An 11,995-nucleotide genomic window follows, 5' to 3' on the forward strand; every position below is an offset into this window, starting at 1 on the left:
GGCGGGTTTCCATGGGGAGCGCCCTCTAGTGCCCGCCAGACGCCGAGGCGTGCGTCATCTTCTCGATGACTTGTTCGAGGCTGAAGCTCGCCGCCTTCTGTCGCGGCGGGAACTCCTTGAACGTCTCCAGAAACTCCGCGACGATGGCTTGCGCCGGAACGAGCAGGAAAATGTGCCGGAACATCCAGTCGTAGAACGTATTCGACGTTTGCTGCGCGCGCTCGTAGGGGTCCATCCGTAGATTGAAGATGTAGGGCGTGCGGAGCGTGACGAACGGTTCCTGCCAGATCTTCAGCGTATGTTCGACCCGCTGCTCCATGAACAGCATCTTCCAGTTGTCGTAGCGCAGGGCGGCGACATCGCCCTCGTCGGTGAAGTAGATGAAGCCCTTGCGCGGGCATTCCTTCGCCGTGCCGGTGAGGTGCGGGAGCAGGTTGTAGCCGTCGAGATGCACCTTGTAGGTGTTCTTGCCGATCTTGTGGCCCTTTTTCAGCTTCTCGGCGATGTCGGGTTCCCCGGCGACCGCGAGAATGGTCGGAAACCAGTCCTGGTGGCTGATGATCTCGTTGGACACCGATCTGGCCGGGATCTTGCCGGGGTAGCGAACCATGCAAGGCACGCGATAGGCGCCTTCCCAGCTCGTGTTCTTCTCGGAGCGGAACGGCGTCGTGCCCGCGTCCGGCCAGGTATTCATATGCGGGCCATTATCGGTGCTGTACTGGACGAAGGTGTTGTTGGCGATGCCGAGCTCGTCGAGGAAGTCGAGCATCTCGCCGATGCACTTGTCGTGGTCGATCATCACGTCGTGATACTCGGACTGCCAGCGGCCGGACTGACCACGGCTCTCCGGCTTCACATGCGTCCAGGCATGCATATGCGAAGTGTTGAACCAGACGAAGAACGGTTCGCCAGCGTCGTGGGCCGCCTTGATGAACTTCTTGGCCGCCGCAAGGAATTCGTCATCGCAGGTCTCCATGCGCTTTTTAGTCAGGGGCCCGGTGTTCTCGATCTTCTGGCCCCCCTTGCCGTCGGCCCAGCAGTGCAGCACGCCGCGTGGACCGTATTTCTTCTTGAATTTGGGGAAGTCCTTGGGGTTGGGATAATCGACTTCCTCCGGCTCTTCCTCTGCATTCAGATGGTAAAGGTTGCCGAAGAATTCGTCGAAGCCATGCATTGTCGGCAAGTGCTCATCACGGTCACCGAGATGGTTCTTGCCGAACTGACCCGTGCGATAGCCGAGCGGCTTGAGCGCTTCGGCGATGGTGATGTCCTCGGCTTTGAGCCCGAGTTCGGCACCAGGAAGTCCAACCTTGGTGAGCCCCGTGCGGAGCCCGCATTGGCCGGTGATGAACGACGCACGGCCGGCGGTACAGCTCTGCTCCGCGTATGAATCGGTGAAGAGTATACCCTCGTCTGCGAGGCGGTCGATATTGGGCGTCTTGTAGCCCATCATTCCCTTTGAGTAGCAACTCAGGTTCGACTGACCGATGTCATCGCCCCACATAACCAGAATATTCGGTTTCTTCGTCGCCATTTGCTTGCTCCCATGTTGATGACCACGGTGCATTTAGCCAAGGCTGTCGGATAAGGTCGTTGCGGCTTCACCACCTGCATGATCCGCCGTCAATCTGGAAAAGGCCGTTGGGGCGGGCCCCGCGATCTCACCGGGGCAAGCCTCAATACGCCGATCCAAAAACCCTGTCGACAGTCCGGTCACTGCCGGCAGCGAAGCAGGTGCGCATTGAAGGTGGCAACCATTGCGAGATAAAACCTTACATGCAGGAGGCGGTCGCAATGCTCGACGCACTGGAGATCGACGACGATGACGATGTTTCTATCGTCGAGGCGGTAGAAGAAGCATTCGGCATCACGATCAGCGATGCTGAGGCAGGCGCTTGCTTCACGGTCAGCGATTTATTTGCGCTTGTCTGCGCAAAAGTGCCAACCGTCGATGCCAGCGATCAGTTGCCTTGTCTCACCGCAACGGCCTTCAGAGCTATTCGCCGAGCGATCCGGGCGCGGCACCCCGGCCTCGGCATTCGGCCAAATACCCGCTTGGACAGAATGATCGACGGGCCCGACCATCGAGCTTGGCGTGACTACCTTGCGAGCGAGACCGGCCTGCACCTTCCCAACCCGTCGCTTCCGAATATGGCTCCCCTGGTCGCTGTCTTTGCGATTGCCGCCGGAAGTGCGGTTTCCGTCATGGGCCTGTCGGGTGGGTCCCTCTTTGCAGCGGGGCTGATCGGGCTGCTTTCAGCCATTGGGGTTGGCTACGCATACGGGCGATGGGCTTGGAGCGAATTCACCACGATCGGTGATCTCGCACGACAGGCGTCTGCCTTGAGTATCGCACAGGCTGTCAAAGCCAATGGCGCTGTCCGTCGAGGCGAGGCCTGGACGGCGCTTGTAACAGTGGTCTCTGGCTTCTCGCTGCGGACCGGGGACGTTGGTCCCGCAACACGGTTCTTCACGGAGCGCCGCTGAAGGCGAAGCGATCTCCTGATTTGGCCACCGTCGCTTTCACTCCGCCGAGGGCAGCCTCCCTGAATCTGCTCCCGCTGACCATGCCGATGTGGCCCCTGGCACTCGCCGAAGCGCAGGCTGTCCCTCCGCTCCGCTTCAAGGGCCGAGCCGGTCAGGCGCTGAGCTGATCCCTGATCGGCAATTGCCTGATGCGCTTTCCGGTTGCCGCGAAAACCGCATTGGCGATGGCGGGCGCGACAGGCGGCAGGCCGGGTTCGCCGACACCGCCGAGCGGACGGGCGTAATCGTCGGAGCGGATGATGTGCACCCGGATGTCCCGCGGCGCCGAGTCCATCCGTGTCAGCTCGTAGGTATCGAAGTTGTTCTGCTCGGCGCGCCCGTTCTTGAACGAGATCTCGGCCGAGCTGGCGAGGCCGGCACCCATGATCGCCGCGCCTTCCATCTGCGACCGGATCCGCTCGGGATTGACCACGGGGCCACAGTCGATGGCGATATCGATGCGCGGGATCGCGAGCCGTCCGCGATCGTTGACCTCGACTTCGACAGCCGCGGCGACATAGGTGACGAAGCTGTAATGGCCGGCAATGCCGAGGCCCCTGCCCTTGTCGAGCGGGCGCCCCCAGCCGATGCCCTCGGCCGCCGCCGCGATGACGCGCCTCAGGCGGCCTGTGTCGATCGGATAGAGCCTGGGATCCTCCCCGTGGTTCCAGACATCGCCGAGCGCGGTCGGATCGATCAGGCGATCGGGCCCGATGATCTCGAGCAGATAGTCCCTGGGATCGCGTCCGGCCGCGTGGGCGAGTTCGGCGACGAAGGACTGCACGGCAAAGGCATGGGGAACATTGGACACGGCCCGGTACCAGCCGATGCGCACATGCGCCGCCGCTTCCGGGTTCTCGACGCGAATATTCGGGATCGCGAACGGCAAGTTGACGAGACCCATCCCGAGTTCGAACGGCAAGGCGTGCTTCGGGTCCGGAGCAAATGTCGAACCTATCGTTGGTTCGGCGGCGCGATGAAGCCAGGCGACCGGCTTTCCCTGGCTATCGAGACCAGCCTCGAGGCGCTGCACTGAAACCGTGTGGTAATAGCCGTGATGGAGATCGTCTTCCCGCGTCCAGACGAGCTTGACCGGGACGCCGTCCATGGCCTTCGAGCAGAGGCCAGCCTCGATCACGAAGTCCGGTTTTGATTTCCGGCCGAAGCCACCGCCCAGCAGGGTGACGTTGACCTTCACCTTCTCCAGGGGAAGCCCCAGATTGCTGGCGAGCCGCGCCCGCGTGACCTGGGGCGCCTGCGTGCAGGCCCAGGCCTCCGCCGCGCCGTCGACGATGCGAACCAGCGCCGCGGGCGGCTCCATCGCGGACTGCGCCAGGTGCGGGATATAGTATTCGGCCTGGACGCGCCGATCGGCCCGGGACAGCGCGCCGTCGACATCGCCCTCGCGTCTCACGACCTTGCCTGGCGCTCGCACCGCCTGCGTCAGCTCGGCCCGATAGCTGTCCGAGGAATAGGCGGCATTGGGGCCGTCATCCCAGCTGATCCTCAGCTTCTCGCGCCCGCGAATGGCGGCCCAGCTGTTGCGGGCGATGACCGCCACGCCGCCGAGCGGAGCGAATTCCGAGGGAATGGCGGGGGCATCGAGCTTGATGACCTTGACGACGTCCGGGACCTTCTCGGCTTCGGCGGCGTCATAGGACGCGACCTTTCCGCCAAAGACCGGGGGTCGCGCGATCACGGCGTAGAGCATGCCGTCGACGCGGGCATCGATGCCGTAGACCGCGCGTCCGGTCGTGATGTCGAAATTATCGACCAGGCCGACATTGTCCTTGCCGATATAGCGGAAGGCACGCGGGTCCTTGAGCCTGATCTGAGCGGGATCCGGGATCGGCATCCCGGCCGCCGCCTGCGCAAGCTCGCCGTATTCGAGTCTCTGGCCGCTCGCTGCATGGAGCACGCCGTGATCCAGGGCGACAACACTCGCGACAGGCACGTTCCAGCGCTGGGCCGCGGCCATTTCCAACATGGTGCGGGCCGCCGCGCCGGCGCGCCGCAAGGGCATGAAGTTGTGCCGCAGGCTGCGGGAGCCATCGGTATCCTGGTTGCCGAAGCGCTCCTCGTCGGCCCAGGCCTGGCTGACGCGCACCTTGTCCCAATCGGCATCGAGCTCGTCGGCGACCACCATCGCGACCGATGTGCGCGCGCCCTGCCCCATCTCGGAGCGGTGGCAGGTGACGGTCACGACGCCCTCGCTGTCGATGGCGATGAAGATCCGGGGATCGTCCCGCCAGCCATTCGGCATCCCGTCGGCGCCGAATTTCTTGTCCTGGGCCCTCGCAAACCTGGGAAGGCCGACAGCCAGAACGAAGGCGCCAGCGGAGGCGCCGGCGATAAAGCCGCGCCGGCTCGCATTGGTCAGAACTGAGCGACCGGTCCGATGCGCCGTCATGGCCGACCTCCCCTCGCTGCCTGCTTGATGGCGGCCCGGATCCGGGGATAGGTGCCGCACCGGCACAGGTTGCCGCTCATGGCGGTGTCGATGTCGTCATCGCTGGGATTGGGGCTCTCCTTCAGGAGCGCGGCGGCCTGCATGATCTGGCCGGGCTGGCAGTAGCCGCACTGGGACACGTTGAGTGTGCGCCATGCGACCTGCACCGGATGATCGCCGCCAGGCGAAAGCCCCTCGATGGTGGTGACCGGAAGCCCCTCGGCGGCCGAGACAGGCGTCTGGCAAGCGCGCACGGCGATGCCGTCGAGGTGAATGGTGCAGGCCCCGCAGGCAGCGATGCCGCAGCCGAACTTGGTGCCGGTGAGACCAAGCACATCGCGGAGATACCAGAGAAGCGGCATGTCCTGGTCGCCGTCATATTGGTATTTGGCGCCGTTCACCAGCAACTGTACCATCGCCGGCATCCTTCTTTGCCAGAGTTGGTCGGTCAGAGATCAATAGACACACGGCTCCAGCACGCGGAGGATTGCTCCTCTGCGCCAATCCAGGCCGGTCGTCATGTCAGGCGTCAGGCTGCGGGACTTGGAGTATCCAGCGTGAGCTCCGACTCCGAGCCCAGGCAAACTCCGCCGATCCAACAATGAATCCTTGCGGCGACATCGCTCGTGTCGTTCACAGGGTTTACGATACTCCGCTTGCGCCCGTCGTGCCAGCAAGCAGTTTTCCGCCGGAAGCCCAGAATCCATCCTCGGGGCGGGCAAGCCGGTCGTTTGCAGACGAGGCGAGCGATCCCGGCACGCAATCGGCCGATCATGGATGATCAGCGCGAAGCGGAGATTGCCTGACGGGCCCGCCCGGAGGCTCTGCTCACAGTATCATTTACCGATGACAGATTAGTCATCGGGCACGCTTCGATTTGTGATTGCAGCTCATTTCCCCAGCTCATACGCTCGAGGCCAACTGATCTGATATTGTCGCGATAGTTCCATTGTGTTCCTGACGCCGGACAAGGGCGTTGCAGGCGTTGCTTATGGGGAATTGGCCTCATCAAGCGCAAAAGGGGGAAAGATGGCAGCCGAGGCGCTCTCGGAAGATCTCGTCAAGGCCGTCGCACTCTTGGGGGCAGGCGTCGTCGCCGTCCCGATCTTCCAGCGGCTCAAGCTCGGCTCGGTTCTCGGCTATTTCGCCGCCGGCGTCGCGATCGGCCCATCCGGCATCGGCCTGTTCTCCAACCCCGAGACCGTGTTGCATGTCGCCGAATTCGGCGTGGTCATGTTCCTCTTCATCATCGGGCTGGAGATGCAGCCCTCGCGGCTCTGGAACCTGCGCCGGGAGATTTTCGGGCTGGGCGTGGCGCAGGTCGCGGTCTGCGGCGGCCTGCTCACCATCGTGGGGCTGCTCGCCGGACTGAGCCCGCCAGCGGCCTTCCTTGCCGGGATGGGCTTCGTGCTGTCCTCGACCGCCGTCGTGATGCAGATGCTGAACGAACGCGGCGAGACGTCGACGCCGCAGGGCCAGCAGGCGGTGTCGATCCTGCTGCTCGAGGATCTCGCGATCGTCCCGCTGCTCGCCATCGTGGCCGTCCTCGCGCCGGTCAAGGCCGGGACGAGCGACGGCTTCATGCCGCTTCTCATCGGAGCAGCCTGCCTGATCGGCCTGGTCGCGGCCGGACGATGGCTGCTGAACCCGATGTTCAGGCTGCTCGCCGAGGCCCGGGCGCGGGAGGTCATGACCGGGGCGGCGCTGCTCGTCGTGCTCGGCTCGGCGCTGCTGATGCAGCTCGGCGGCCTCTCGATGGCGATGGGCGCGTTCCTGGCCGGCGTGCTGCTCTCGGAGTCGAGCTTCCGCCACCAGCTCGAAGCGGATATCGAGCCGTTTCGCGGCCTGCTGCTCGGGATGTTCTTCCTGGCCGTCGGCATGTCGCTCGACCTGTCGGCGATCGCGCTCGAATGGCAGGTAGTCGCCCTCGGCGTCGCCTCCTTCATGCTCGTCAAGGCCGCCGGCATCTTCATCGTCGCGAAGCTATTCGGCTCGTCCTCGCGCAATGCGATCACCCGCGTCGCGCTGTTCTCGCAGGGCGGCGAGTTCGCCTTCGTGCTCTACGCGGCAGCGACCGCAGCAGGCATCTTCGATACGCGGGTCAATGCGATCGTCACCGCCGTCGTGATCCTGTCGATGGCGCTGACGCCCGTGCTGGTGCTCGCGCTCGACCGCTTCCTGCCACCCGAACAGGAATCGCTCGATGGCGTCGAGCAGGCCGACGGGCTGCAGGCGCGCGTGCTGATCGTCGGCTTCGGCCGCTTCGGCCAGGTCGCGAGCCAGGCGCTGCTGGCGCGCGGCTTCAGCGTCTCGATCATCGAGGTCGATGTCGAGCTGATCCGGGCCGCGGCAGATTTCGGCTTCAAGGTCTATTATGGCGACGGAACGCGGCCGGAGATCCTGCATGCCTCGGGCGCCCACCGGGCCGAGGCGATCCTGGTCTGCGTCGACGGCCGCGCCACGGCCAACGCCATCGTCCGTGTCGCGCAGGCCGATTTCCCGCATGCCAAGCTGTTTGTCCGCTCCTTCGATCGCGGCCATTCGATGGACCTGATCCGTGCCGGCGTCGACTACCAGATCCGTGAGACCTTCGAATCCGCGATGACCTTCGGCACCCAGGTGCTTCGCGCCATGGGGGTGCCCGAGGACGAGGTCGTCGAGATCGCGGCCGATGTCCGCCGGCGCGACGACGAGCGCCTCGATCTCCAGGTCGCGAGCGACATCAACGCCGGGCGGGACCTCCTGCATGGCAACGCGCCGATCCCCGCGCCGCTCACCAAGCCAAAGCTGCGCGGCACCGTCCACGGCAATGTTCCCGACGATCTCAGCGTCGAGGGAGGCTAGGGTGGCGTGACGCAAGATGCCCCGATGGAGCATGAATGCGCGGCAGCCGGCGCGAGCTGTCCCTTTGTTCGCCGCCCTCTCCGCATCGAGGCGCATCCGGGCGCATTTGTCATCGTCGATGCCGGGGGCAGGATCATCGCCAGGGTCGAGTTTGGGCCTGCGCCGGGGGATGACGGCCGGCCGAGGCTCTCCGCCGCCGCCGCCCGGTCGGTCGCGCGGGAACTGACCCGCATGCTGACTGGTGGAGGCGAGCGTTCGCCGCCCGATCATGCCCCGGCATTCGCCGGCCGCGGCCGGCGCGGACAGGCTCGCCGCTCCGGCGCGATGCTCGATCGCGAGGACCGGCTCGGCCCGGCTGGCAAAGAGGACCGCCACGCCCTCTGGAAATGGGTGACGCTTGTCGCAGCGTCCATCGCGATGCTGCGCTTCGTCGTCGAGGTCGCCGAATAGTGCAGAGGCCGACGCCGGCCGATCGGCGACATCTGGCGCCCCCTTCGCCGGGACCGGTGCCACCTTGGCCTCATCTGGGCGCTTGATTTAGATCGGATTTGTCTCTTTCATTCCCGGCGCTCCGCTGAAGGCCTCCTTTGATCTGCAATCTGAACATCGTCCGCAGCCCTGCCTCCGGCCTCGCGGCCCATGGCGGCTGTTCCCGCACGAACGGCTCGCAGGTCGCGCTCCCCGCGCCGGCCCGGTCGGTTCATGGCACCGCGCCCGATGTGATCGCGGCCGAAAGCGCGTTCGACGGTGCCATGGGCGCTGAGCTGGATCGCGTCCGTGAAACCCACGGTGTCGGAGCGAAGCGCCGGTGAGCGTCGTCCTGTGAGTGTTGTTCTGGCCTGCGATCTCGGCGGCACCAGCTTCCGCGCCGCGCTCGTCGATGCGGCCGGCGCGACCCTGGCCGAGGCTGTCGTGCCCGGCCCCGCCGCGCGCGACCGCATGGGCTGGTCGGAGATCGATGCCGATGAATGGTGGCGCATCCTGGTCGAGGCGGCCGGCAGGATCGCCGCGAGCGCGCCCGAACTCTTCGCCACGGTCGCCGGCATCGCGATCTGCGGGGTCACGCGCAGCCAGGTCTTCATCGGCAGCGACGGAGGCCAGCTCCGCCCCGCGATGACCTGGAAGGACACGCGTTCGGAGGAAGCGGCCGAGCGGCTGCGTGAAAAACTCGGCGGCCACCCCGAGCGCGTGCGCATCAACGCCTTCCATCCGCTCGCGCGCCTCGCCTGGCTGCGGGAGGAGGAAGAGGCGACGTTCCGCAGCCTCGCCTGCGTGCTCGAACCTAAGGATTGGCTCAATTTCCGGCTGACCGGCGAGCAGGCCGGAGACCCGGTCTCGGTCGCCCGGCTCCTCGCCTGCGCGGAGGTTGTCGCCGGCAGCGATGCCCTCGCCGCGGCCGGGCTGACGCGTTCGATCCTGCCCCGGATGCTGGAAGCGCAGGAAGAGGTCGGCCCGGTCCAGCCCGGCCTGCCGGCGCCCCTCGACCGGCTCGCCGGCGTGCCGGTGTTCTGCTGCTCGAACGACACCTGGGCCGCGGTCGCCGGGCTCGGCGCGCTGCGCCCGGGCCATGCCTATAATATCTCGGGCACGACGGAGGTGCTCGGCGTCGTCGGCGAGGCGCCGGCCGAGGCCGAGGGGCTGATGACGGTCGACTGGCGCGGCATGTGGCAGCTCGGCGGCCCCAGCCAGAACGGCGCCGACACCGTCACCTGGCTGCTGGCGCTGCTCGGCAAGGCCGGCGCCGCGGCTGATGTCGGCGCGACCATGGAAGCGCTGCTCTCCGGCCGGCGCGATCCGCAGCCGCTGCTCTTCCTGCCCTATCTTCAGGGCGAACGGGTGCCCTATTGGGACCCGGCCCTGCGCGGCGCCTTCATTGGCCTCAACCGCGCGCATGGCGCGAGCGACCTCGCCTATGCGGTGCTGGAGGGCGTGGCCTTCCTGAACCGGATCGTCCTGGAGCGCGCGGAGGCCGCACTCGGCGAGCCGGCAAAGGAAATCCGTTTCGGCGGCGGCGCCGCATCGAACCCGGTCTGGAGCCAGATCAAGGCCGATATTTGCGGGCGGCCCGTGCTCGTCGGCACCGCCAGGGAGCCCGGCATCCTCGGCGCCGCCATCGTCGCCTGGACGGGGCTCGGGCGCTTCGCGTCGCTTGCGCAGGCGCAGGACAGGCTGGTCTCGATCGCGCGCCGCTTCGATCCGGAGCCTGGCCGCCGCGCGGCCTATGATGCGCTCTTCCCGCTCTATCGCCGGGCCGAGGCCGCGCTCGCCCCGGTCTCGGCCGATCTCGTCGCGCTCTCGCGCAGCGCGGGCGCCCTGCCCGGCATGCACGGCCCCTGCTCCACCAGCCCGAAGGACTGACGCCAATGACCGCCAGCCCCGCCCCCGTCACCCTGATCACCGGCGCCTCCGGCGGCATTTGCGGCGCGCTCGCAATCATGCTCGCCGCGCGCGGGCACCGTCTCGTCCTCTCGGGGCTCGATCAATCCGGGCTCGACGCCGTCGCGGCCGAGATTTCCACGGCCGGAGGCGAGGCGGTGACGCTGGCGGGCGACGTGCGCGATCACGACTTGCCGGAGGCGCTGGTCGCGCTGGCCGCGAGCCGCTTCGGCCGGCTCGACAATCTCGTCACCGGCGCCGGCGCCTCGCGCCCGGTCCCGATGGTCGAGATGGAGGATGACGAGTGGGACACGTTCGTCGACATCAATCTCTCCGCCGTCTTCCGCGTCGCGAAGGCGGCCACGCGGCGCCTGATCGCGCAGGGCGACGGCGGCGCCATCGTCCATATCTCCTCAATCGCCCATGCCAATGGCGGCGCCAATCTCGCCTATGGCGCAGCCAAGGGCGGCGTCGCGACGCTGACCTATGGCATGGCGCAGCAGCTCGGAAAGCACGGCATCCGCGTGAATGCGGTTGCGCCGGGCATCATCGATACGCCAATGGTGAGGAACGGATTCGTGCAGCAGTTCAGCGCCCTGGTCGAGGGCGCGGCAGCGCGGACGCCGCTTGGACGGCTGGGCCGGCCGGAGGATGTCGCCAACGTGATCGCATTCCTGCTCTCGCCCGGCGCGGCCTTCGTCACCGGAGCCCTGATTCCGATCACCGGCGGCATCGAGATCCTGTCGTCGCTCACCACCATGGCGAAGCGAGCCTGAGGCGATGGAGGCAAGCCGCCTGCGCGATCTGATCGGCCATTACGGCACGGCCTTCGCCGGGCTGCTGCTGATCGGCTTCTTCCTGCTGTTCGCGCCGAACTTCGCCAGCACGATGAACATCATCAACGTGCTGAAGGATACGAGCTTTCTCGCCATCCTGGCGCTGGGCTTCACGCTCGCCTTCGTCGTGGCCGAGCTCGACCTCTCCGTGGCGGAAATCGCGAGCCTCGCGGCGGTCGTCTGCGGCTGGCTCGTCCAGCAGCAATATCCGCCGGCGGCGGCGGTCGCGGCTGCCCTGGCGGTCGGCGTCGCGCTCGGCTCGCTCAACGGTTTCGGCGTCACCGTGCTGCGCATTCCCTCGCTGATCATGACGCTGGGCACGGCGGCGATCGCCAAGGGCCTCGCCTTCATGATCACCCAGGGCGTCGCCTTCGTCGGGCGCTGGCCGACCGGTTTCACCGGGCTCGCCCGCGGCTACAGCTTCGGCATCCCCAATCTCGTGCTCTGGATGGCGGGCGCCACGCTCTTCGCCTATGGCCTGGTGAAATGGACCAAGACCGGCGCGCATATGACCGCGACCGGCGAGGCCGACGAGGCGGCGCGGCTGGCCGGAATCGCGACCGCCAGGATGAAGCGCATCGGCCTGCTGCTCGCCGGCGTGATGTCGGCGATCATGGCGGTGCTGCTCGCCGCCAACCTGTCCTCGGCCGCGCCGAACATGGCGGGCGACTACCTGCTCTACGCCATCGCCGCCGTGCTGCTGGGCATGACGATGTTCGATCCCGGCAAGCCGAACATTCCCGGCACGGTTTTCGCCGCGCTGGTGCTCAAGGTGCTCGGCAACGGGCTCGTGCTCCTCGGCGCACCGTATTACGTGCAGGATATCGTTCTCGGCGCCATCATCATCGGCTCGGTCGCCTTCTCGGCCAGCGCGATGAAGAAGGCGGCCTTCAAGGTCTGACGCTCAAAAGCAAAACCAGGGGAGTTAAGAACATGTTCGGCAAGCCCATTTCTGGCAAACCCA

General features: G+C 66.4%; 10 protein-coding genes. 7 read left to right on the forward strand and 3 right to left on the reverse strand.

All coding sequences use genetic code 11. The features are described 5' to 3' along the window. Window positions 1–25 precede the first annotated feature (25 nt). On the reverse strand, window positions 26–1,534 hold the full coding sequence (locus tag EV560_RS25315) for an arylsulfatase (protein ID WP_131858619.1): 1,509 nt from the start codon (window positions 1,532–1,534) through the stop codon (window positions 26–28). Between the two features lie 260 nt (window positions 1,535–1,794). Here EV560_RS25315 and EV560_RS25320 point away from each other — a divergent pair, with 260 nt between their 5' ends. Further along, window positions 1,795–2,487: an acyl carrier protein gene (locus EV560_RS25320; RefSeq protein ID WP_131858620.1), complete on the forward strand. Its 693-nt coding sequence runs from the start codon at window positions 1,795–1,797 to the stop codon at window positions 2,485–2,487. Window positions 2,488–2,638: 151 nt separating this feature from the next. Here EV560_RS25320 and EV560_RS25325 read toward each other — a convergent pair whose 3' ends face one another. Continuing rightward, window positions 2,639–4,936, reverse strand: coding sequence for a xanthine dehydrogenase family protein molybdopterin-binding subunit (locus EV560_RS25325; protein ID WP_131858621.1), 2,298 nt, complete (start codon window positions 4,934–4,936; stop codon window positions 2,639–2,641). After that, window positions 4,933–5,391, reverse strand: coding sequence for a (2Fe-2S)-binding protein (locus tag EV560_RS25330; RefSeq protein ID WP_131858622.1), 459 nt, complete (start codon window positions 5,389–5,391; stop codon window positions 4,933–4,935). The genes EV560_RS25325 and EV560_RS25330 overlap by 4 nt, the downstream gene beginning before the upstream one ends. Before the next feature lie 613 nt (window positions 5,392–6,004). Between EV560_RS25330 and EV560_RS25335 the strand changes: the two genes are divergently transcribed. The 6 genes from EV560_RS25335 to EV560_RS25360 all read left to right on the forward strand — a co-directional run bounded on the left by EV560_RS25335 (window position 6,005) and on the right by EV560_RS25360 (window position 11,932). Continuing rightward, window positions 6,005–7,819, forward strand: a complete 1,815-nt coding sequence (locus EV560_RS25335; RefSeq protein ID WP_131858623.1) for a monovalent cation:proton antiporter-2 (CPA2) family protein — start codon at window positions 6,005–6,007, stop codon at window positions 7,817–7,819. 6 nt (window positions 7,820–7,825) lie between these two features. After that, window positions 7,826–8,269 (forward strand): hypothetical protein, encoded by a 444-nt coding sequence (locus EV560_RS25340; RefSeq protein WP_131858624.1) that lies wholly within the window; start codon window positions 7,826–7,828, stop codon window positions 8,267–8,269. 137 nt (window positions 8,270–8,406) lie between these two features. Beyond that, window positions 8,407–8,631: a hypothetical protein gene (locus tag EV560_RS25345; RefSeq protein WP_131858625.1), complete on the forward strand. Its 225-nt coding sequence runs from the start codon at window positions 8,407–8,409 to the stop codon at window positions 8,629–8,631. A 10-nt stretch (window positions 8,632–8,641) separates the two neighbouring features. Continuing rightward, window positions 8,642–10,177 (forward strand): xylulokinase, encoded by a 1,536-nt coding sequence (locus EV560_RS25350; RefSeq protein WP_131858626.1) that lies wholly within the window; start codon window positions 8,642–8,644, stop codon window positions 10,175–10,177. 5 nt (window positions 10,178–10,182) lie between these two features. Continuing rightward, window positions 10,183–10,971 carry an SDR family NAD(P)-dependent oxidoreductase gene (locus tag EV560_RS25355; RefSeq protein ID WP_131858627.1) on the forward strand — a complete coding sequence of 263 codons (789 nt, stop codon included), beginning with the start codon at window positions 10,183–10,185 and terminating at the stop codon, window positions 10,969–10,971. A gap of 4 nt (window positions 10,972–10,975) precedes the next feature. Beyond that, a complete protein-coding gene (locus EV560_RS25360; protein ID WP_207908114.1) occupies window positions 10,976–11,932 on the forward strand; it encodes an ABC transporter permease in 957 nt (318 codons plus the stop codon). The last annotated feature ends 63 nt before the right edge of the window (window positions 11,933–11,995 follow it).

The sequence above is a fragment of the Allobosea sp. BK604 genome (assembly GCF_004341515.1).
Classification (GTDB): Bacteria; Pseudomonadota; Alphaproteobacteria; order Rhizobiales; family Beijerinckiaceae; genus Allobosea.